This window comes from Flavobacterium sp. CG_9.10 (assembly GCF_015752245.1).
Lineage (GTDB): Bacteria > Bacteroidota > Bacteroidia > Flavobacteriales > Flavobacteriaceae > Flavobacterium.
In genome coordinates this window covers 1-21,721 of record NZ_JADOVD010000002.1, presented here as the reverse complement: position 1 = coordinate 21,721, position 21,721 = coordinate 1, and the positions used below count along the sequence as shown (strand labels likewise).

The following is a 21,721-nucleotide window of genomic DNA, read 5'->3' as shown; positions in this document are numbered from 1 at the left end:
AAAACAGTGAATAATCGAATTTGTGATTTTATTTCATTTAAGATAACGACACTATTTGTATGCTTGTTACAAATAAAATACTAAACTAAGAAATAACTCCCGAACCAACTAATTCATCAGCTAAATACCAAGCAACAAATTGCCCTTCAGTTATAGCGGATTGTGGTTCCTCAAAAGCAACATACATTCCATTTTCAAACTGATGTAAGGTGGCTTTTTGTAAAGGTTGTCTATAACGGATTCTTGCCATCACATCCATAGTTTCTCCATTGGCTAATGCCAAATCAGTACGAATCCAGTGTACTTCAGATTTTTCGACAAACAATGCTTTTTTAAACAATCCAGGATGCTGACTGCTTAATCCCGTATAAATAGTATTGGTTAAGACATTTGTTGAAATTATAAATAAAGGATCCGTTGTCCCTCCTACATTCAATCCTTTTCGCTGACCCGTTGTAAAATAATGAGCCCCTTGATGTTTCCCAACTACTTTTCCCATTTCTGGAGTGTAATCTATTTTTTTTGCTTCCAACACTAATCCATCTTCAAGAGACAAACCTTCTACTTCATCTAAAGTGTAAACTGGGTTGTTTTTATCGATTTGAATAATCAACCCGTCTTTAGGTTGCAATTTTTGTTGCAAAAATTCGGGTAAACGAACTTTTCCTATGAAACACAATCCTTGCGAATCTTTCTTTTCGGCTGTAACCAAATCCATTTGAGCCGCAATTTCGCGAACTTCCGGCTTTGTTAATTCACCAATTGGAAACAAAGATTTTGCCAATTGTTCTTGTGATAATTGACAAAGAAAATAAGATTGATCTTTGTTATTATCCGCACCGGCTAATAATTGATAAACAGGTTCTCCATTGACATCAATTTCACCTTTCCTGCAATAATGACCTGTTGCTACATAATCAGCGCCAAGACTCATTGCAATTTTCATAAAAACGTCAAATTTTATTTCTCGGTTACAAAGAACATCTGGGTTTGGAGTGCGTCCTTTTTCATATTCGTTGAACATGTAATCAACGATTTTCTCTTTGTATTCTTCGCTTAAATCAACCGTTTGAAAAGGAATCCCCAATTTTTCGGCTACCAAAAGTGCGTCATTACTATCTTCCAGCCATGGGCATTCATTGGAAATAGTAACAGAATCATCATGCCAATTTTTCATAAAAAGGCCTATAACCTCATATCCCTGTTGTTGCAATAAATAGGCAGCAACACTTGAATCTACACCTCCAGAAAGTCCTACAACAACACGCTTCATCTTCAAAAAATTATAATTTTATACGGGTGCAAAGTTACAAAAGATTTACAACAGTATTTGTTAAGTCTCTCGTTAATTGTTTTTGGATTTTGTAGCATTTTCAGGAACACTCATGTTCACATTTTTAACTGGCTTCCCTTTTTCAAAAAACTGCCAAATACCTGATTTCTTACCGTTTGAGAACAATCCTTTGGAAACCGTATTACCATCCACATCTTTAAAAACAGCAATCCCATTATACTCGTTATTTTTAAAAATAGATTCTTCAAGTACAATTCCGTTTTCGGTAAATTTTTTATAAACGCCTTCTTTCAAGTTGTTTTTATAATTAATTTGTTCCGCTATTTTTCCGCTCGGGTAATAAACACTTCTCAAACCTTCAAGTTTTCCTAGTTTATAATTTTCTGTTGACATGATGTTTTTTGAAGCTAGATGATAATATTTCCAAGGACCTTCAAATAATTTATTCACCACCTTTCCTTCGCTCACTTTATTTTTATTTTGGTCATAAAAAATTGTGTACGCAGAATTATCCTTTGCGTTGAATTCTCGAGTGGCAATTATGGATTTTGCTTTAGTGTCATCATAAAAATTAAACACACCGGATTCTTTTCCATGAATAAAGCTTCCTTCATATCTTGGTCGCTTTGATTCCTCATAAAACCCTTTCCATACCCCGTGCTTTTTCCCTTTTTCATCCAATTTATTGAAATCTGTTTGAGCGTTACCAATATAACTTGATAACATCATAGTTATAAACAGATATAAAACGTAGCCTTTTTTATTTTTCATTTTTAGTGTTCTAATATTCACATTTAAAAACAAATTTAAGTCCTTTTTATTATATACCATTTAAAAAAAGCGGATACCACGTACATTTCTAATAAAAAAATATCATCCCGTTTTTCAGATAATTATAAAATCTATAAAAAAAATAATTTCCAATATAGCAGACGCAAGACAGCAGGTGAATAAATATTAAATAATGTTTAACCATATATTTTTAATTGGAACAAAATAAAAAATACAAAAAACTAGCATTAACAAATAAAAACGCATAACTAACTGATTTACAAACATTAAACAAATAAAAAGGATATCATAAATTTTAACTTTGTTTTACTTTTAAACCAAAATATTAAACATTTAATATAAATAAATTTTTAATTTAGCGTAAACAATTAAAAATCAACCCTATGAAAACTTCATTAAAAATTAAATGTTTAGTATTGTTAACCTTTTTTGCATTCGCAGCCACATCATGCGACAATAATGATGACAACAACCCTGCGCCAGTAGACAATACAATTACAGGAAAAGCAATTGCCACTACGAATTTAAGCATCTTAGTTCAGGCACTTGTCAAAGCAGATTTAGCCACAACCTTGCAAGGTGCTGGTCCGTATACCGTTTTTGCACCTACTAACGATGCCTTTACAGCATTTCTTGCCACAACTACTTATGCTACCATAAATGATGTGCCAAAAGAAGTCTTAACCCAAATTTTATTAAACCATGTTATTACAGGTACTGTCAAATCCGGCGATTTGACTACTGGATATATAAAAACATTAGCAAAAGGTTCCGCCTCTGCAACCAACACATTGAGTATGTATGTAAATACAGGATCAAGCATGGTCATGCTTAATGGTGTTGCAATGGTTACCACTGCTGACATCATGGCTTCCAACGGTGTCATACATATCGTAGACAAAGTAATTGGCTTACCTACTATTGTGACTCATGCAACTGCAAATGCAAATTTTACTTCTTTAGTTGGCGCCTTAACTGGAGCAGGCCAACCTAATTTTGTTTCAATTCTGTCCGGCACTGGGCCTTTTACGGTATTTGCACCTACTAACGACGCTTTCATTTTGCTAAATACAGAATTAGCTCCAGGAGGAATTGCAAGTGTTTCTACTGCAAATTTGACAAAAGTTTTACAATATCATGTAGTTAGTGGAAATATATTGGCCGCCAGTTTAACCGAAGGTCAAGTAGTTGCAACGCTTCAAACACCTCAAACTTTTACTATTCAATTGACTGGTGGAGCTAAAATCAAAGATGCAAATAATAGAACATCTACCATAATTGCAACTGATGTACAATGTTCTAATGGCGTAATTCATGTTCTTAACAAAGTACTATTACCTATTTTTTAAAAATCTTATACCATAAAAAAAGCTCCCTATTTCAGGGAGCTTTTTTATTTAATAATTCACAAAGAATTACTTCTTTTTATCTTTTGCTTTTTGAGCTTCAGCTTGTTCCATAACTTCTTGAAGTTTTTGCTGGAACTTACCTTGTTTTTTTGGCTCTTTCAATTTGTTCTGTTGAATTTGTGCATGTATTCTATCGCTATCAACAATATAATTTTTAATCACAAACATGATTCCTATTGTAATCAAGTTAGAAATAAAGTTATATAAACTCAATCCGGCACCGTAGCTATTGAAGAAAATCAACATCATTAATGGCGAAATATAAATCATGTATTTCATCATTTTGGCCATATCCGGCATTCCCTCTTGTTGTGGAGCAGCCATTTGTTGATCTCCAGACGTCATTTTCATGTAAAAGAAAATCGCTATTGCAGCCAGTATTGGAAACAAACTAATATGATCTCCGTAAAGCGGTACATGGAAAGGCAATTTTACCACTTGGTCAAAAGAAGATAAATCATCTGCCCAAAGGAAGCTTTTTTGTCTTAATTCGAAAGCGGATGGGAAAAACTGAAACGAAGCATACATAAAAGGAAGCTGAATCAAGGCTGGAATACATCCTGCCATAGGATTCACACCTGCTTTATTGTATAATTTCATGGTTTCCTGTTGCTTCTTCATTGGATCTTTATTGAACTTCTCCCCTAATTCAGCAATTTCAGGTTTCAATACTTTCATTTTTGCCTGAGACAAAAATGATTTATAAGTAATAGGTGACATGGCGATTTTTATGATAATTGTAAAAACAATTATCGCAATACCATAAGCAATGTAAGAACTTAAAAAACCAAACAATGGAATAAATACGAATTTGTTAATCCATCCAAAAATCCCCCAACCTAAAGGAATAATTTTCTCTAAGTTTTTATTGTAATCATTTAAAGTCTTATAATCTGATGGTCCAAAATACCAGTTCATTTTGTAATCTAACTCCCCATTGGTGAAAGCCAAAGGTACTTTTGCATTAAATTGTTTAATAAAAGTAGTATCTACTTTTTCGTCAACAACTAATTTATGAGATTTCAATGTCGATTTTGCAAAAGGAGTGTCTGTCAACAAAATCGTGCTAAAGAAATGTTGCTTAAAAGCAATAAACTTCACGTTTTCTGGAGTTTCTTCTTTATCTTTTCCGTCACCTACGTAATTAAATTTCTCATCACCATACTCGTAATTCAATAATGTATAACGATCTTCATAGGCAATGCTTTTTTCAGTTCTATATGTTTTTAAATTCCATTCTAAATCCAAAGGTTTAGCAGTATTCAAAACTTTGTTCAAACCTTGCGAACGCAGGTCAAAACCAACCATATATTCCTTCGGTTTTAAAATGTATTTGTATTCCAGAAATTCATTAGCACCCGCTTTCAATTTCATAGAAAGGATTTGATCCGCACCCACTTTTGTCAGTGTTGGTTCAAAATACAAATCTTTGGTATTTAAAGTGCGGCTGTCACTTGTCAACAATTGAATATTTAAATCAGAATTATTATCTTTAATTAACTCCACTAATTGACCTGAACCTTTTTTAAATTTTTCAAAATTTTTCAAAGTGGCGCTAACAATATATCCTCCTTTATTCGCGATTTTTAATTTTACAAATTCATTTTCAATAGTAGTGTAAGTCGCTTTAGCGGAAGGCAGTGTAGCTGAATAAGCAAAATTCCCCAGTGTTTTTTGTATTTGCGCCAGTTGCGTAGAATCTCCTGTCGCAGCAACTGCAACAGTAGCCGTTGCTAAAGTTTTATCAGATAATTCTTTGGCTTTAGCCTCCTTGATTACTAATTCTTTTTGCGCTTTTTCAGCTGCAATAGCTTTTTCATCTGGTTTGTTTTGGTACATTATCCAAAGCAAAATTCCAAAAATCAATACAAAACCAATAATCGAATTGAGGTCTAATTTTTTTTCTTTCATTATTATATTTAAAAAAGTTTAATCTATTAGTCTATAGTTTGATGAATTGTTTCAAAAAACAAGAACTATTTTTTCTTTGTTTGAACTGTTGCTGCCACAAAATTCACAAATATTGGATGTGGATTTTCAACCGTACTTTTATATTCCGGATGGTATTGAACTCCGATAAAAAATGGATGATCTTCGATTTCTATAATCTCAACCAAACCTGTATCCGGATTTACACCAGAAGCTATCATTCCTGCATTTTGCAATTGTGCAACGTAATTACTGTTGTACTCATAACGGTGACGGTGACGCTCCGAAATTGTTTCTTTTCCGTAGATTCTATATGCTAATGAATCTTGTTTTAAATCACATTTCCAAGCTCCAAGACGCATTGTTCCACCTTTATCAGTAATGGTTTTTTGCTCTTCCATTAAATTAACAACTGGATGAGAGGTTTTATCATTCATTTCAGTTGAATTGGCATCAGCAAAACCCAGCACATTTCTTGAATATTCGATAATTGCCATTTGCATACCCAAACAAATTCCGAAAAAAGGAACTTTATTTTCACGTGCATAACGAACCGCTTCAATTTTTCCTTCAATTCCTCTTTCTCCAAAACCTGGAGCTACAAGAATCCCGTCCAATCCTGCTAATTTCTCGTTTATATTTGATGCATCAATATGCTCGGAATGAATCGAAATCACATTCACTTTGGTTTCATTCGCAGCACCAGCATGAATAAATGCCTCCAAAATAGATTTATAACAATCTTGCATTTCTACATATTTCCCTATCAATCCAATATTTACAACATGTTTAGGATGCTTTACTCTGCGTAAAAAAGTATTCCATATTTTTAAATCTGGAGCTGCCTTTTTAGGTAAATCTAATTTCTTCAAGGCAACTATATCTAGTCCTTCTTCAAGCATTAAATTTGGCACTTCATAAATCGTTGCAGCATCTATTGATTGAATAACAGCTTCTCTTTTTACATTACAAAACAAGGCTAATTTATTACGTATTTCATCTGAAATTTCACGTTCTGTTCTACAAACTAAAATGTCCGCTTTTATACCGCTTTCCATCAAAGTTTTTACCGAGTGCTGGGTTGGTTTTGTTTTCAATTCACCTGCAGCAGCCAAATAAGGCACTAAAGTTAAATGAATTACAATCGCATTCTTTTCGCCTAACGACCACACTAATTGACGAACGGATTCAATGTATGGCAATGATTCAATATCCCCAACAGTTCCTCCAATTTCAGTAATTACAATATCAAAATCACCTGATTGACCAAGCAACTGCATTCTTTCTTTAATTTCATTGGTAATATGAGGAACTACTTGAACCGTTTTCCCCAAGAATTCTCCTCTTCTTTCTTTTTCAATAACCGAAAGATAAATTCTACCAGTAGTCACATTATTCGCTTGTGAAGTAGGAACATTCAAGAAACGCTCATAATGTCCCAAATCCAAATCTGTTTCTGCACCATCATCAGTTACATAACATTCTCCATGTTCATATGGATTAAGTGTTCCAGGGTCAACATTTAAGTACGGGTCAAACTTTTGGATAGTTGTACGGTATCCTCTAGCTTGTAACAATTTTGCCAAAGATGCCGCAATAATCCCTTTTCCTAAAGAAGAAGTCACACCACCGGTAACAAAAATATATTTCGTTTGATTCATTCTGTTGTTATTGTTGTTGTTTGTATTGTAGTTATGTAAAAAAACTTGGCAAAAGTACAATTATAAATTGTCAATTTGAAAATTAAATCGGTTTTGGATACCGTTTTTTTATATTTCGAATTAACTCTTCAAGTCCATTGAGTTTTAATTCGTAAATCAACTGTAATTGTTCGCCTAACTCTCCTTTTGGGAAACCTTTATTGCTATACCAAACCACATAATACTCCGGTAAATCAATAAGAAACTTACCTTCGTATTTGCCAAAAGGCATTTTGGTATGAGCGAGCTTAATGAGTTTTATTTGGTTTTGGTCCATTTTAAAAAAAAGAAAAAAGAAGCAAGAAGAATGATTTTTTCTATTCTATTGCTTCTTTTTTTTATGTATAAATATTATTTCCAGTTGAAAGTAATTCGTTTCTCAATTTCAGTATTCAAACTTAAGAAAACAGGACAAGTCATAGCCGTTCTTTCAAGAATAGTTTTGCTTTTTTGATCTGAAGTTCCAACCATTTCAAACACAATTTCTATCGCTCCAATTCTTCTTGGTTCGGCATTCATGATTTTGGTAACTGATGCCGAAGAATTTCTTAAATCCAAATCCATTTCATTGGCTTTGATTCCCATTACGGTCATCATGCAACTTGCCAAGGCATTAGCAACAGTATCTGTTGGAGAGAAAGCCTCTCCTTTTCCTTTATTATCTACCGGAGCATCCGAAATAATTTCAGTGCCAGACTGTAAATGTATTGATGAAGTTCTTAAATTTCCTAAATAGGTCACTTTTGATGTCATTATTTCGCCTCTTTTATGGTTAAATCAGTGTCGTAATACAAGATGTAAATTCCTTTATTGGTGTATCCTCCATCTGTTTTTTTATAATATTCAAATTTATTATCTACTTGTTGCGTTGCCATTGTATCAACAGTTTCTTGATATGTTTTACCTAGCGACAATCGCATCATGGTATCAAAAGTAATGTCAAAACCACGAGTTGCGAAGGCACTTGGCACTATTTTATTTACTTTTTTGAAGTTGTTTTCAAATTTAAAAGCCTCGGATGAATCGTTATCTCGAGACATTGAAGGATACATAAGCTTTAATTTCGTCAAATTCACAAAATTAATTTCATCCGTATCCAATGTTTCATTTGGCTCCAAAATAACCAACTGTACTTGATAAGTTGCCATGGAACTCAGCATGGTCATTATAATTGATTTTATCATACTGGTATTTCCAGTTTCCATTACCACGTAATTTATTTTATCTTTTACGAACAAACTCTTCAAATTTTGAGCAGATAAGCTACCGTTATCATTTAGAGTTGAGAGTCGAACGTCTTTTTGATTTTCTTTAAGATATTGTCTAATAGTTTCCTTTTTCTTATCAATTACAGCTATAACATTCCCACCCTTTGATCTCATGTAATCAAACATTTCATTTTTAATGGCAGTTGCTGTTGGAATTGTTTGGTATAAATTACTGAATGAATTTCCAATATCTTTCGATAAAGGTGAGATCACAGGAACTTGATTTGTGTTTACTAATTCAGCGGCTTTCTCCACATTACTTTGATAAAAAGGTCCAATTATCGCATCCGCATTTTCCAGATTATTTGCTTTTATAATGGCTGGTACGCTTGATGAATTCTTTGTTTCTTGTGAATCAAAAATACTTACATCAATTAAAAGCCCTATTTGTTTAGCCGAATCTATCGCCATCAACGCTCCAGCATAAAAATCTAAAGTCATATTCAGAAATTTATCTTTTTTCAAACGCATAGCCGTCGAATTGATAGTATCTCCTTGAACATTATTCATATTAAAAGGCATTAGTAACACTAATTTTTTTCGACCGTTATTATCTATTTTTTCAGATAAACTAGTGTATTCTTTTTTACTTTCCTTGGGCATTATAATTGGCGAAGGAATTTTTACCGAATTAGGCTTTGCAGTTTCCGTTTTAGATTCTACTATCTCTTTTTTAGATTCAATTATTGCGACAATCTTATCTGCTTTTGGGGCATTTCCTTTAATTACTAATTTAAATCCAATTGGCAAATTCGAGACAACTTCTGGATTTTTTTTCTCTAGTTCCGCAATGGTTATTCCATATTTTTTGGCAATAGAATACTTTGTTTCCTTAGCTAAAACTTCATGATAAACAACTGCTTCTTGTTTCGCAATTGTCGGTTTTACAATTGTATTTAAAGGTTTTGCTGTTGCTACTGAAGATTTTTTTACAGCATTTGAAGGAATAATCAACATTTGACCTATTTGCAATCCTTCTTTTTCAAGAAACGGATTTGCTTTTTTTAACGCCTCATCCGAAACACCGTATTTTTTTTCAATTCCGTAAAGCGTTTCTTTCGCTATGACCAAATGGTTTTGGGCTTGCGAATTAGTTTTAACCTGCACAGCTGAAGTTTTCTTTGATGAACTTTTAGGAATCAACAAAACACTATTTGGTTTTAAACCACTTTGCGCATCTGGGTTTAATTGATAGATCTCTAAAGGAGTAACATTATATTTTTGGGCAATCTGATTGATTGTTTCACCCTTCGCTACTTTATGCGTATTATTTTTTTCTTGTGAGGAAACACTAAATGTAAAAACTAAACAAGCTAAACAAACTGTAATAAAATACTTCATCATTTTTATTTATAAAAAAATTATTTAATCATTAATAACAGAACGGTATCAAATTTTATTCCAAAATCTGATACCGTTTATGTAAAGTACATTAAAAAATAATAACTCTAAAAGGAAAAGGAATTATATTTAAACGTTTATTCCCATTCAATTGTTGCAGGCGGTTTTGAACTAATATCGTACACTACTCTATTAACTCCTTTCACTTTATTGATAATGTCATTCGACACTTTCATCAAGAAATCATAAGGTAAATGAACCCAGTCAGCAGTCATACCGTCAGTAGATTCAACGGCACGAAGCGCAATTACTTTTTCATAAGTACGTTCATCACCCATAACACCTACACTATTTACCGGAAGCAAAATTGCTCCAGCCTGCCATACTTTATCATACAAGCCCCAAGATTTCAATCCGTCAATAAAAACGGCATCTACTTCTTGCAGAATTCTAACTTTTTCAGGAGTAATATCCCCTAAAATTCGAATAGACAATCCAGGACCAGGAAAAGGGTGTCTTCCTAACAATTCTGGATCAATTCCTAATGATGCTCCTACTCTTCGAACTTCATCTTTGAAGAGCATACGAAGTGGTTCAACAATTTTCAACTTCATATAATCAGGCAATCCACCTACATTATGATGTGATTTTATTGTTGCAGAGGGCCCTTTTACAGAAACTGACTCAATAACATCAGGATAAATTGTTCCTTGTGCCAACCATTTTACATCTTCTATAAGGTGTGATTCATCATCAAAAACTTCGATGAAAACACGACCAATAATTTTACGTTTTGTTTCTGGATCGCTTACCCCTGCTAATTCAGATAAAAAACGATCTCCTGAATCTACTCCTTTTACGTTTAAACCCATTCCTTTGTACTGATCCAATACATTTTGGAATTCGTTTTTACGAAGTAATCCATTATTTACAAAAATGCAGTATAAATTTTTCCCAATAGCTTGATGCAATAAAACTGCTGCTACGGTTGAATCTACTCCACCTGAAAGTCCAAGAACCACTTTGTCATCTTGTAATTTCTCCTTTAATTCTGCTACCATTTCTTCAACGAAAGCATTTGGAGTAAAATTTTGAGGAACTTCAGCAATTTTTACCAAGAAATTTTCTAGCATTTGCTTACCATCTGTTGAATGAAAAACTTCTGGGTGGTATTGAATGGCGTAAGTAGTTTCACCTTTAATTTTATAGGCAGCAAATTCTACATCATTCGTACTTGCTAGTTTTACACCATTAGTTGGCAAAGCCTTCACACTATCACTATGACTCATCCAAACTTGACTGTTTTCAGAAACGTTGTCAAAAAAAGTTTCGTTTTCTTTAATAAAGGACAAATTAGCTCTCCCATATTCTCTGGTATTTGAAGCGGCTACTTCACCACCACTAAAATGGGCTAAATATTGCGCTCCGTAACAAACAGCCAGCAAAGGTAATTTACCTCTGATTTGAGATAAATCAGGATGTGGAGCGTCTTCTGCACGAACAGAAAATGGACTACCACCAAGAATTACTGCTTTATAACTGGATAAATCACTCGGAAAATGATTGTATGGGAAAATTTCGCAGAATATATTTAATTCGCGAACTCTACGCGCAATAAGCTGTGTATATTGCGATCCGAAATCTAAAATAAGTACGTTGTGTTGCATGCGCAAAAATACTTTTTATATTTTGAATTGAAAAATTGAATTTTGAAAATATTCAATTTATTTTATTTAGTTGAAGTTTATGCTACTGTTTTTAACAACTGCTACCACAATATTTAAAAACCAAAAGAGTTATACTATCGTAAATAGTAATACTTTTGCAAAAAAGCAGTCGTAAAAACTAAATCTTATAATTAATAAAAAAACGTATTTAAATGAAGACAAAAACTTTCGCCCTAATTACCTTTCTATCACTATTTTTATTTTCTTGCAATGTGGTAGATCAACTTTTAACCTTTACCATTTCTAATCAAACTTCTTTTACCATCTCCAGCGGATTCCCGCTTAATGTTGCTTCTGAAGTACTTACACCAGATGTTACTACAAATTCAAGTGCTGAATTTCAAAACAATAATACTAAAGCCGATTTAGTAAAAGATGTAAGATTAAGAGAATTAAAATTAGCTATAACTAACCCTGCTGATAAAACATTCAGTTTTTTAAAATCAGTTCATTTATATATCTCTACTGATGCAAATGACGAAATAGAACTAGCGTATTTAGACAACATTAACTCTACTACTAACGTTCTAGATTTAATTGTTACAGCTGAAAAATTAGATAAATACATTAAGGCACCTAGCTACAAAATAAGAACTAAAGCAGTGATTAAAGAAACCCTAACGAAAGACATAACTGTAAAAGCGGATATGAAATTCAAAGTTACGGCTGACCCGTTTTAGAAAGAAATCGTATTTAAAATAAAAAACCGTCGGATGTAATTTTAAAATTACTCCGACGGTTTTTTTATTCTTTTACAAGTATAATAGTTGCTTTAAAACCAGTTCCAAGATTCCATTGGCTCGAAGAAATCAGAGCCCCTTTATCATCAAAGACCTGAAATTGGGCGGTATTGGGTCCAGACATTCCTTGATTCAACGCTTCAAAATCTATTTTATTGAATCCTTTTTCCAATACAATTTCGAAACCTTTATATTCACTTTCTAAATTTACTTGATACTGGACTATTCTATCATTCAAATATACTCGTATCTGGTCGCCATCAACATCAGCAGCATCTCGATAAAGCACCTTTGCGGTAACCGAAGTAGTTTTAAAATCGCCTAAATTTTGATTTCTTCTATAAACCGTCTGTTCTTCATTAGCAAATTTTTTATTGAGTTTATCTCGGTAAACGTCTCCAGGATTAATAAACTCATTTTTAACTATCATTGAAAAATTGCTGGGTTGCGTCAGCACAGAGCTAGGCTTTGGATTTAAAAGATTACTTTTAAAAACATTTGGAGTTGTAATAGGAGGCAAAACTGATTCCGGTGGAATTACTTTTTTTACTTTTGGAGTTCTATTAAGCGGGGCTATCGCCTTAAACTTGTTAGAGCTAAACTCACTTTGAGCATAGCCATTCAGTGTAATACAAATCATAATAAGCAATAAAACCTGTTTCATATGCTATCAAAAGTTATTTAATCATTTCTTTTTAGTCTAAAATTACTTCCACACTGTAAATCCAATAGGACATTTAAAGTAGTTGCAAATCAATTCAAAACCTCTAAATTATTCTTTCATTAAGATAATGGTTGCCTTAAAACCAAGCCCAATATTCCATTGGTTCGACGCAACAACAGTACCTTTATCATCATAAACTTGAAATTCCGCTGTATTAGGTGGAGCAAAACCTTCGTTTAATGCCTCAAAATCTATCTTATTTACTCCTTTTTCCAAAGTAATCTCAAAGCCTTGAAATTCACCATTTAAGAGAACCTCTGGCTGAATCATCTTATCGTTTAAGTACACTCTAATCTTATCGCCATCCACATAAGCTGCGTCACGATATCGAAACTTTGCTGTAACTGAACTAGTATTGAAACTCCCTAAATCCTGATTTTTTTTATAAACCTCATCCGGATTAATGACATCATTTTTCGGCACAATAAAATCATTTTTTGGTATCTCATCTGCCACATAAGGTTTAACTTTAGGCAAATTCACTTTTGGCGGAATTGCTTCCTTCTTTTTAGGCGGAACCGCTTTAAATTTGGTACTAATTTCATTCTGGGAATATCCATTTAAGGATAAACCGACAATAATAATTAAAAATAGAATTTTTTTCATCGTTTTGATATTAATTCATTAGTGATTATAATTTTTTTAAAAGTAAAAAAACCAATAGTAGGAAACTATAAATAGCGCGTAATTTAACATGCATTTATAACTCCGAATTATCGTTTTTATTACACTTTAGCAAAAATATTTATAAATTATTCTTGCTTAAAAAAGAAGTTTACAATTAAAAAATTGCTGATTTTCATTTCGTTATTTTTTATAAATTGCAAAAAATATACCAAATTCTAAATTGTCTTTTAAAATTTGGAAAGTAAGTGCTATAAACAACCAAAAATAAGTAAAAATGAAAAGAGAAAACATTTTGACAGGTTCTCCTTGGGAAGACAAAATGGGCTATTGCAGAGCAGTCCGCATTGGAAATATCATTGAAATATCAGGAACTGTCGCTATAGTAGACGGTAAAAAAGTAAGAGCTGATGATGCACATGCTCAAACATTAAACATTCTTGAAAGGGTAGAAAAAGTTCTTGAGGATCTAGATGCCAGCATGAAAGATGTCATTCGTACTCGAATATTCACCACTGACATTAATACTTTTGATGCCGTTGCCACCGCTCACGCCAAATTTTTTAAAGACGTAAAACCAACAACTGGTTTTTATGAAATCAGCAAATTGGTTGCGCCAGAGTATTTAGTCGAAATAGAATTTACAGCTATTGCTGCTGAAAAACCATTAATTCAAGAAGGATTGTAATACTTTAGCCAAAAAAAAACGCCAAGTTACTTCTACTATTGAATCTAATGAATTTAGAAAAAATAAAAAAAATCATATTTCTCACCGTCAAATGGATTGCCATTTGCACAACAATAGGACTTTTTTCGGGCTCGGCTTCCGCGTTTTTTTTAGTCGCTTTAGAATGGGTTACACAAATTAGAGAACACAACAATTGGATCATTTGGCTTTTGCCAATTGGCGGTCTTATGATAGGATTGGGATATTACTATTTTGGACAAGAAGTTGTAAAAGGCAATAATTTATTGCTGGAAGAATACGAGAATCCGCAAAAAACCATTCCGCTAAAGATGGCACCTTTAGTATTGATAGGTACCTTAATTACTCATCTTTTTGGAGGCTCCGCTGGTCGTGAAGGAACAGCTGTACAAATGGGAGGAGCTATTGCCGATCAATTTACAAGCGTTTTTAACCTTGATAATTCTGAAAGAAAAACGATTGTAATTTTAGGAATCAGCGCGGGTTTTGCATCCATTTTTGGAACACCAGTGGCCGGAGCCTTATTTGCTTTGGAAGTTTTATATTTCAGCAAAATTAGTTTTAGAAGCATTCCATTATCTTTTTTGACTGCCTACATCGCCTATTTCACCGTCGAACTTTGGCAAGTAAAACACACGCAGTACAGCATTCCTATCATCCCTGAACTCACTTTCATCACGCTACTTTGGATGATTTTTGCAAGTCTGTTATTTGGCTTAGCTGCCATGTTATTTTCCCGAAGCACCCACTTCTGGGGAACTTTATTTTCGAAAACTATATCATTTCCTCCGCTTCGCCCTTTTATAGGAGGAATCATACTAGCAATAGCATTTTATTTCATTGGAACGACAAAATACACAGGTTTAGGAATTCCTGTAATTGTGGATGCATTTTCAATCCCTAATGCTCCTTTCGATTTCCTTTTCAAAATACTGTTTACTGGTTTTACACTTGGGGCAGGTTTCAAAGGCGGAGAAGTAACACCATTATTCTTTATTGGGGCCACTCTTGGAAGCGCTTTATCACTAATTGTCCCTTTGCCTACAGCTATTTTGGCAGGAATGGGATTCGTCGCTGTTTTCTCCGGAGCTACCCATACTCCGATTGCCTGCACGGTAATGGGAATGGAACTTTTTGGAGTAGAAAGCGGCTTTTTTGTTGGCATCGCCTGTTTAATCGCTTATTTTTCTTCAGGGTCTGTTGGGATTTATCACTCACAGATTGTAAAAGGACCCAAATACCGTTTCTATCAAAATTTTAAAAGAAAAGAAACCAACCTTTTATAATAGGTGAAATTCGTGTTAATGATTTCAACATTAGATTAAAAAAATGTAATTTCGCAATCTATGAAAATACAAGACATTCAAGCGATACAGTTGTTATTATCAACGCCAAAAAAAATTGCCATAATCCCACACCGAGGTCCTGACGGAGATGCTATGGGTTCTACTTTAGGGTTGTATCATTTTTTATTAAAAAATCACCATCAACCTGTTGTGGTTTCGCCAAATGAATTTCCTGATTTCTTGGCTTGGATGCCGGGATCAGAAACGGTAAAAATTTACGAAAAAGATAAAGAAAACTGCACCAAAATCCTTGAAGAAGCAGAACTCATTTTTACATTAGATTTCAATGCTTTGCACCGCGTAGGTGAAATGGAAAACGTTTTGAACAAGTTAAAAGCGCCGTTCGTAATGATTGACCATCATCAAAAACCGGATGATTATGCTGCGTTCACCTATTCAGATACTTCTTTTGGCTCGACTTGTGAAATGCTTTACAACTTCATTTCTCTTCTTGGAAAAAAATCAGATATTGATAAAACAATAGGTACCTGCATTTATACTGGAATTCTTACCGATTCAGGTTCTTTTAGATTTCCAAAAACAACTGGAAACACGCACAGAATCGTTGCCGAATTAATTGATTTAGGTGTCGAAAATACGGAGATTCCAACCTTACTTTTTGACAACAGTTCTTACGGACGTTTACAATTATTGGGAAGAGCGCTTCAAAACATGAAAGTGATTACGGAACATAAAACGGCTTACACTACGTTGACTCAGGACGAGTTGAACTCTTTTGATTATGTAAAAGGCGATACCGAAGGAATTGTAAATTATGGATTGAGCATAAAAGGAATTAACTTTACAGCTATTTTCATCGAAAATAAAGAAGAAAAAATTATTAAAATTTCGTTCCGCTCACAAGGTGATTTTGATGTCAATCAATTTGCAAGAGATTATTTCCATGGTGGCGGACATCGCAATGCTGCAGGTGGAAAATCAGAACTTTCGATGCAAGAAACAATAAATAAATTTGAAGATCTAGTACAAAAACTAACTCTATAATACATCATGAAAAATAGCCATGCCATCGCAATTGTATTATTTTTATTGCTGTTAGTTTCCAGCTGTAAACAACATCAGGAAGCCAGAAGACCGCTTTCCCAAGCCTCAGGAAGTTTCATGAAGAAATCGATAGAACGCAATAAAAAATTAATTTCTGTTGAAGAAGCACAAATTAATGCCGTAATCAAAAGAAATCCTAAAGTGAAATTCATCGCTTCTACAAAAGGATATTGGTATTCTTATACGACAAAAAACGAATTAGATACTCTTACTCCAAAAAAAGGAGATATCGCTTTCTTTGACTATGAAATAAAAGATTTGAAAGGAAATATCATTTATTCTGAATTGGAATTGAGACCTCAAACGTATTATGTTGACAAGCAAAATATCATGATGGGCTTGAGAGACGGAATAAAATTAATGCATAAAAAAGAGAAAGTAAATTTTCTTTTCAACTCTCACATGGGCTATGGTTATCATGGAGACAACAAGAAAATTGGAACCAATCAACCCTTACTCGTTATTGTGACTTTACGCGATTTCATGCCCGAAAAAGTCTATAAGAAGCAAAATGAAGTAAAACCACTTGCTCCCGCAGTTAAACCGGAAGTCGCTGCTGAAGCTCCGGTAAAAGATACACTAACCCAATAAATTATAAATTTAGAAATGAAAAAAAGCATCCTATTCGTATTCCTTGTAATTGCCACATTTTATTCATGTAAAGAAGAACACAACGATCTTCCTGATGGCTTGTATGCCAAAATTGAAACTAATAAAGGAGATATAACCGTACAATTAGACTTTCAAAAAGCACCTATTACAGTGGCTAACTTTGTTACTTTGGCAGAAGGAAAAAATGAATTCGTGACCAATGAAAATCTTAAAAAAAGACCGTTTTATGATGGACTAAAATTTCACAGAGTACTCAAAGATTTCATGATTCAAGGCGGAGATCCGCTAGGAACTGGATCTGGCGATACAGGATATAAATTTAAAGATGAGTTTTCTGATTTGAAATTTGACAACGGTGGTATTTTGGCCATGGCCAATAATGGTCCAATGACTAACAGCAGTCAGTTTTTTATCACTCATGTTGCAACGCCTTGGTTAGATGGCAAACACACCATTTTTGGGCATGTCGTAGGAAAAGGGATGGAAGTAGTCAACAAAATTGAAGAAAATGATTTCATGAATAAAGTGACTATTATCAGAAATGGTGAAGCAGCAAAAAAGTTTGATGCAATAAAAACATTTCATGATTATTTTGCAGTAGAATCGGAAAACCAAAAGAAACAATTGGCTATTGATACCGAAAACAAAAGACTGTACAATACAAAATACAAAGCAGTTCGCGATCAAAAAATAGCTTATTTCGCAGATCAAAAAGCCAAAGCAACTACTACTCCTTCTGGATTAAAATATGTTATCACTAAAAAAGGAAGTGGTAAAAAACCAGTAAATGGCGCTAGTGTTTTTATTCATTATGCCGGTTTTCTTGAAGACGGAGAATTGTTTGATTCCAGTATCGAAGGAGTTGCTAAAACTTTTGGGAAATACGATCCAAACAGAGCAGCTCAAAACGGATACCAACCTATCCCTTTTCAAGCTGGGAAAAAAGATGGCATGATTCCTGGTTTCATTGAGGGAATAGAACAATTATCTTTGGGAGATAAAGCAGTAATTTTTATCCCATCACGATTAGGCTATGGAGCAGCAGGCGCTGGCGGAGTTATTCCCCCAAATGCCAATATTATTTTTGAAATCGAATTATTGGATGCAATGCCAAAATAATATTTTTCAGTAAGGATGTAATCTAGAGAAACGTCGGTTCGAGTGGTTTTTGTGTAATGTAATGGAACAAACTTCTCGATACGCTACGCCACTCGAAGTGACGGTATCGAGAACTATTTTAAAATTACATCCAAAAAGTTATTTCACAAAAATTATAATTCAAAAATTTGTCCGACTTAAATTATTAGAAAATGAAATTTAAAATTCTATTTTTATTGTTTTTGGGAGTACTGAATGTACAAGCCCAAGTTAAAAAGAAACCAACTTCAGGTAAAAAACCTGCTACTACAGTTAAGGTAACTCCAAAAGTTCCTGTAGCAACAGACGGTATTTTTGCAACGATTTCAACTACCAAAGGAGATATTGTAGTTCAATTGGAATATCAAAAAACACCCGTTACTGTCGCCAGTTTTATTGCGCTTGCGGAAGGAAAAAACACTTTTGTAACAGATGAAAAACTAAAAGGAAAACCATTTTTTGATGGTTTAAAATTTCACAGAGTCATTAAAGATTTTATGATTCAAGGTGGAGATCCTTCTGGGAATGGGTCTGGTGGCGCAGGATATGCATATAAAGATGAATTCACCGATTTGAAATTTGACAAAGGCGGAATTTTGGCTATGGCCAATTCTGGTCCTGCTACAAATTCAAGTCAGTTTTTCATCACCCATAAAGACACTCCTTGGTTAAACGGGAAACACACCATTTTTGGTCATGTTACGCAAGGAATGAACATTGTAAACTTGATTGCTCAAGATGATGTCATGAAAAAAATTACGATTACCAGAAAAGGTACTTTAGCAAAACAATTTGATGCACCAAAAGTATTCTCAGATTATTATGGTAATAAAGCCGAAGATGCTAAAAAACAAACTTTGATTGATGCTGAAAACCAAAAAAAGCAAATGGCAATTCAAGCAGAAAGCAAAAGAGTGTACATGGAAAAATACAGTCCTGTTATTGCAGCAAAAGTGGCATATCTAGCAAAAACAAAAGCTACTGCCATTGCTACTCCTTCTGGTTTAGCGTATAAAATAGTCCAAAAAGGAAATGGTGTAAAACCTGTTAACGGTTCGACATTTTATTTTCATTACGCTGGTTATTTTGAAGACGGAACTTTATTTGACAGCAGTTATGAAGACGTTTCGAAAGCATACGGAAAATACGATGCTAACAGAGGCGCTCAAAACGGTTACCAAGCTTTTCCTTTTGAACCAGGTAAAAAAGACGGAATGATTCCAGGATTTATGGAAGCATTGAGTTTAATGACTTACGGAGACAAAGCGGTGGTGTTTATCCCATCAAAATTAGCGTATGGAGAAAGAGGTGCTGGCGGAGTAATTCCACCAAATGCTAATCTTGTTTTTGAATTGGAAATGTTTGAAAAGCAACCTGTAACAACAAAATAAAACAGTCTTTATTAAACTATTTTTATAAAAAAACCCGATACATTTTTGAAATGTATCGGGTTTTGTGTTTAAGAGCTAAATTTAAAACTACTGCGAATTCGCAAATTTAAAATTGGGTTAATCCTTAGACCTATTTAAAACCAAAAATTAGCGAATTTGTGGTCAAAAATTCCCTTATTTCTTTCCAAATTTCCAATCAAATTCATCTTTTTCATTGATGATAGCACCAATTTCAAATTTCACCACTTCATCAAATTCTGTTTGAAAGATAATCCAATTTTCTTCGTTGAAATAGTTCTCAAAAGTATCAAATTCTTCTTGTGTGAATTTAATAAGTCCTTTTGGAGCCAAGTCTTTCTTGACATCACTGATTTTTCTATTGATAATTTTATTACCGAATAATTCTAAATCTGGACTAGAAGCCACGATATAACCTAATCTCAAATCTTCTTCAACATAGAACGTAATACGTATTTTCAGCACATTATAAGCGAAAATTACATTGTTGTCTTCGTCTTTATAATTCCTGTCCGGCTTACCGTAAATAGCGGTAACATCATTCTGTTTCATCCCGAAAAGGAGCTTATCGATTCCGTTTTTTAGGTTTATTTTCATATTCTTTTATTTTACCGCAAAGTTCGCAAAGTTTTTCGCAAAGTGCGCTATATTTTTTAGTTTATAATTATTTGTAACTCCTACATTAATCCACCTGCTACCATTTATAATTTGGGCGTGACCTCGTTGCAGAAAATAGGATTTCAAAACGCTGTTTTTTATAGCAACAAGGTCGGGCTATCCGTTACAATCTCTCTCGTCTCGTTTTAAGAACGAGACGAGAGAGGATTTTCACTGCTATCCCTCACGCAAGAAAGTGGTAATGACAACTAAAATAGTCCCGATGTAAATTCAAAAAGCATTCCGAAAATAAATGCTTGATTAATAGTTTATAAGATTATTATTATATATTTGAATAAAAATAAAGCGAAACAAACCTTCGCCAATCCACCCAGATTTGGGTGTATATACGAAGGTTTGTTTCGCCTATATACAAGTTAGCACCAATATTATGACCACACTACAAAACATAATCATCATCTTGACAATTACGACACTTTGTTCGTGTAACAACTCATCGACAAATAAAACGGAGACGAACCAAAATGGTAGTATTGTAAACGACACAACTAATATTTCTAATCAACCAAATAACTCAACGATAATTGCAAAAGACGATGAGGAAGCTGACACAATTACAACCATAAAATTTAATGAACTTTCTATTTCCATAAATCGCTTAATAATTTATGACGAAGAGAGAAAAATTGACCAAATTCAAAAAGATACAGTTGAAATCTATGCTGAACTTGGAGAAACTATAGAAGGTCAACTTATTTCTATTTCAAGTGACCAACTTACTAACTTGGTAATTGAACAACGCTACGAAACGAGTGTAACAATTATGAATGAAGGTCCACATTGCGACTTGACAGACTGGAAACATTTTTACTCGGACTGGAAACAGTTACAAGTAAACAACACAGGACAATTTACTTGCGACAAATACTCTGAAAAGGAAAATGAAAAATTTCCAAAAATATCAATTGACGATTTAAAGCAAAAAGTAAAAGAACAATGTGGAGACGAGTGGCTTAAACTGGTAGAAAAAGTAAAAACACCAACTGAATATCCAAGTGGTGTAGGAATTAGCCGTTATCATTTAAGAGTAACTGGAAAACGTAAAGACAACGGACAAACCGTTACGAAATTGATAGTTATTGAAACACCAATGGGATGCTAAGTGACAGAAGAAATACTGGTGCTAATCGAGTAGACGGCTCCGCCAGTAACTGACGGAGTGCGCCTCTCACACCACCGTACGTACGGGTCTCGTATACGGCGGTTCGCAAAGAGATGGG

At 33.8% G+C, this 21,721-nt stretch carries 20 protein-coding genes; 9 read left to right on the top strand and 11 right to left on the bottom strand.

All coding sequences use genetic code 11. The annotated features are described in order from the left end of the window. Positions 1-85: 85 nt before the first annotated feature. Together mnmA and IWX84_RS01720 are read right to left on the bottom strand one after the other, a co-directional pair. On the bottom strand, positions 86-1,273 hold the full coding sequence (gene mnmA, locus IWX84_RS01725; RefSeq protein WP_196849033.1) for a tRNA 2-thiouridine(34) synthase MnmA: 1,188 nt from the start codon (positions 1,271-1,273) through the stop codon (positions 86-88). Positions 1,274-1,345: 72 nt separating this feature from the next. Beyond that, positions 1,346-2,065 carry a toxin-antitoxin system YwqK family antitoxin gene (locus IWX84_RS01720; protein WP_196849032.1) on the bottom strand — a complete coding sequence of 240 codons (720 nt, stop codon included), beginning with the start codon at positions 2,063-2,065 and terminating at the stop codon, positions 1,346-1,348. Between the two features lie 404 nt (positions 2,066-2,469). On the opposite strand from IWX84_RS01720, the gene IWX84_RS01715 reads away from it, so the two are divergent. Further along, positions 2,470-3,435 (top strand): fasciclin domain-containing protein, encoded by a 966-nt coding sequence (locus tag IWX84_RS01715; protein ID WP_196849031.1) that lies wholly within the window; start codon positions 2,470-2,472, stop codon positions 3,433-3,435. Between the two features lie 66 nt (positions 3,436-3,501). Here IWX84_RS01715 and yidC read toward each other — a convergent pair whose 3' ends face one another. The 6 genes from yidC to guaA all read right to left on the bottom strand — a co-directional run bounded on the left by yidC (position 3,502) and on the right by guaA (position 11,400). Then, entirely contained in the window at positions 3,502-5,406 is a 1,905-nt protein-coding gene (yidC, locus tag IWX84_RS01710; protein WP_196849030.1) for a membrane protein insertase YidC, read from the bottom strand. Positions 5,407-5,471: 65 nt separating this feature from the next. After that, positions 5,472-7,085 carry a CTP synthase gene (locus tag IWX84_RS01705; protein ID WP_196849029.1) on the bottom strand — a complete coding sequence of 538 codons (1,614 nt, stop codon included), beginning with the start codon at positions 7,083-7,085 and terminating at the stop codon, positions 5,472-5,474. An 82-nt stretch (positions 7,086-7,167) separates the two neighbouring features. Further along, positions 7,168-7,401 carry a DUF3820 family protein gene (locus IWX84_RS01700; protein WP_196849028.1) on the bottom strand — a complete coding sequence of 78 codons (234 nt, stop codon included), beginning with the start codon at positions 7,399-7,401 and terminating at the stop codon, positions 7,168-7,170. A 74-nt stretch (positions 7,402-7,475) separates the two neighbouring features. Beyond that, complete coding sequence (locus tag IWX84_RS01695; RefSeq protein WP_196849027.1) at positions 7,476-7,877, bottom strand: OsmC family protein; 402 nt, start codon at positions 7,875-7,877, stop codon at positions 7,476-7,478. After that, the gene (locus IWX84_RS01690; RefSeq protein ID WP_231385383.1) at positions 7,877-9,736 is read right to left on the bottom strand and encodes a LysM peptidoglycan-binding domain-containing protein; all 1,860 of its coding nucleotides are present in this window, start codon (positions 9,734-9,736) and stop codon (positions 7,877-7,879) included. Before IWX84_RS01690 ends, IWX84_RS01695 begins: the two co-directional genes overlap by 1 nt. A 134-nt stretch (positions 9,737-9,870) precedes the next feature. Continuing rightward, positions 9,871-11,400 (bottom strand): glutamine-hydrolyzing GMP synthase, encoded by a 1,530-nt coding sequence (gene guaA / locus IWX84_RS01685; protein ID WP_196849026.1) that lies wholly within the window; start codon positions 11,398-11,400, stop codon positions 9,871-9,873. 212 nt (positions 11,401-11,612) lie between these two features. On the opposite strand from guaA, the gene IWX84_RS01680 reads away from it, so the two are divergent. Beyond that, positions 11,613-12,140 (top strand): hypothetical protein, encoded by a 528-nt coding sequence (locus tag IWX84_RS01680; protein ID WP_196849025.1) that lies wholly within the window; start codon positions 11,613-11,615, stop codon positions 12,138-12,140. Positions 12,141-12,204: 64 nt separating this feature from the next. Here the strand turns inward: IWX84_RS01680 and IWX84_RS01675 are convergent, their stop codons facing one another. Both IWX84_RS01675 and IWX84_RS01670 read right to left on the bottom strand, forming a co-directional pair. Continuing rightward, a complete protein-coding gene (locus tag IWX84_RS01675) occupies positions 12,205-12,864 on the bottom strand; it encodes a hypothetical protein (protein WP_196849024.1) in 660 nt (219 codons plus the stop codon). Between the two features lie 108 nt (positions 12,865-12,972). Then, positions 12,973-13,530, bottom strand: a complete 558-nt coding sequence (locus IWX84_RS01670; RefSeq protein ID WP_196849023.1) for a hypothetical protein — start codon at positions 13,528-13,530, stop codon at positions 12,973-12,975. A 295-nt stretch (positions 13,531-13,825) separates the two neighbouring features. Between IWX84_RS01670 and IWX84_RS01665 the strand changes: the two genes are divergently transcribed. The 6 genes from IWX84_RS01665 (at position 13,826) to IWX84_RS01640 (ending at position 19,805) form a co-directional block, all read left to right on the top strand. Continuing rightward, positions 13,826-14,236, top strand: a complete 411-nt coding sequence (locus IWX84_RS01665; RefSeq protein ID WP_196849022.1) for a RidA family protein — start codon at positions 13,826-13,828, stop codon at positions 14,234-14,236. Positions 14,237-14,283: 47 nt separating this feature from the next. Then, the gene (locus IWX84_RS01660; RefSeq protein ID WP_196849021.1) at positions 14,284-15,540 is read left to right on the top strand and encodes a voltage-gated chloride channel family protein; all 1,257 of its coding nucleotides are present in this window, start codon (positions 14,284-14,286) and stop codon (positions 15,538-15,540) included. A gap of 60 nt (positions 15,541-15,600) precedes the next feature. Continuing rightward, a complete protein-coding gene (locus tag IWX84_RS01655) occupies positions 15,601-16,605 on the top strand; it encodes a DHH family phosphoesterase (protein ID WP_196849020.1) in 1,005 nt (334 codons plus the stop codon). A 6-nt stretch (positions 16,606-16,611) separates the two neighbouring features. Further along, positions 16,612-17,256 carry a gliding motility-associated peptidyl-prolyl isomerase GldI gene (gldI, locus tag IWX84_RS01650; protein WP_196849019.1) on the top strand — a complete coding sequence of 215 codons (645 nt, stop codon included), beginning with the start codon at positions 16,612-16,614 and terminating at the stop codon, positions 17,254-17,256. Between the two features lie 15 nt (positions 17,257-17,271). Further along, entirely contained in the window at positions 17,272-18,396 is a 1,125-nt protein-coding gene (locus IWX84_RS01645) for a peptidylprolyl isomerase (RefSeq protein ID WP_196849018.1), read from the top strand. Positions 18,397-18,587: 191 nt separating this feature from the next. Next, positions 18,588-19,805, top strand: a complete 1,218-nt coding sequence (locus IWX84_RS01640) for a peptidylprolyl isomerase (protein WP_196849017.1) — start codon at positions 18,588-18,590, stop codon at positions 19,803-19,805. A gap of 174 nt (positions 19,806-19,979) precedes the next feature. Here the strand turns inward: IWX84_RS01640 and IWX84_RS01635 are convergent, their stop codons facing one another. Beyond that, a complete protein-coding gene (locus IWX84_RS01635; RefSeq protein WP_196849016.1) occupies positions 19,980-20,420 on the bottom strand; it encodes a hypothetical protein in 441 nt (146 codons plus the stop codon). A 451-nt stretch (positions 20,421-20,871) separates the two neighbouring features. Here IWX84_RS01635 and IWX84_RS01630 point away from each other — a divergent pair, with 451 nt between their 5' ends. Continuing rightward, entirely contained in the window at positions 20,872-21,603 is a 732-nt protein-coding gene (locus IWX84_RS01630) for a hypothetical protein (protein ID WP_196849015.1), read from the top strand. Positions 21,604-21,721: the final 118 nt, after the last annotated feature.

Coding starts and splice junctions, on each gene's coding strand:
- mnmA (WP_196849033.1), bottom strand. CDS start 1,273: ATGAAGCGTGTTGTTGTAGGACTTTCTGGAGGTGTAGATTCAAGTGTT.
- IWX84_RS01720 (WP_196849032.1), bottom strand. CDS start 2,065: ATGAAAAATAAAAAAGGCTACGTTTTATATCTGTTTATAACTATGATG.
- IWX84_RS01715 (WP_196849031.1), top strand. CDS start 2,470: ATGAAAACTTCATTAAAAATTAAATGTTTAGTATTGTTAACCTTTTTT.
- yidC (WP_196849030.1), bottom strand. CDS start 5,406: ATGAAAGAAAAAAAATTAGACCTCAATTCGATTATTGGTTTTGTATTG.
- IWX84_RS01705 (WP_196849029.1), bottom strand. CDS start 7,085: ATGAATCAAACGAAATATATTTTTGTTACCGGTGGTGTGACTTCTTCT.
- IWX84_RS01700 (WP_196849028.1), bottom strand. CDS start 7,401: ATGGACCAAAACCAAATAAAACTCATTAAGCTCGCTCATACCAAAATG.
- IWX84_RS01695 (WP_196849027.1), bottom strand. CDS start 7,877: ATGACATCAAAAGTGACCTATTTAGGAAATTTAAGAACTTCATCAATA.
- IWX84_RS01690 (WP_231385383.1), bottom strand. CDS start 9,736: ATGATGAAGTATTTTATTACAGTTTGTTTAGCTTGTTTAGTTTTTACA.
- guaA (WP_196849026.1), bottom strand. CDS start 11,400: ATGCAACACAACGTACTTATTTTAGATTTCGGATCGCAATATACACAG.
- IWX84_RS01680 (WP_196849025.1), top strand. CDS start 11,613: ATGAAGACAAAAACTTTCGCCCTAATTACCTTTCTATCACTATTTTTA.
- IWX84_RS01675 (WP_196849024.1), bottom strand. CDS start 12,864: ATGAAACAGGTTTTATTGCTTATTATGATTTGTATTACACTGAATGGC.
- IWX84_RS01670 (WP_196849023.1), bottom strand. CDS start 13,530: ATGAAAAAAATTCTATTTTTAATTATTATTGTCGGTTTATCCTTAAAT.
- IWX84_RS01665 (WP_196849022.1), top strand. CDS start 13,826: ATGAAAAGAGAAAACATTTTGACAGGTTCTCCTTGGGAAGACAAAATG.
- IWX84_RS01660 (WP_196849021.1), top strand. CDS start 14,284: ATGAATTTAGAAAAAATAAAAAAAATCATATTTCTCACCGTCAAATGG.
- IWX84_RS01655 (WP_196849020.1), top strand. CDS start 15,601: ATGAAAATACAAGACATTCAAGCGATACAGTTGTTATTATCAACGCCA.
- gldI (WP_196849019.1), top strand. CDS start 16,612: ATGAAAAATAGCCATGCCATCGCAATTGTATTATTTTTATTGCTGTTA.
- IWX84_RS01645 (WP_196849018.1), top strand. CDS start 17,272: ATGAAAAAAAGCATCCTATTCGTATTCCTTGTAATTGCCACATTTTAT.
- IWX84_RS01640 (WP_196849017.1), top strand. CDS start 18,588: ATGAAATTTAAAATTCTATTTTTATTGTTTTTGGGAGTACTGAATGTA.
- IWX84_RS01635 (WP_196849016.1), bottom strand. CDS start 20,420: ATGAAAATAAACCTAAAAAACGGAATCGATAAGCTCCTTTTCGGGATG.
- IWX84_RS01630 (WP_196849015.1), top strand. CDS start 20,872: ATGACCACACTACAAAACATAATCATCATCTTGACAATTACGACACTT.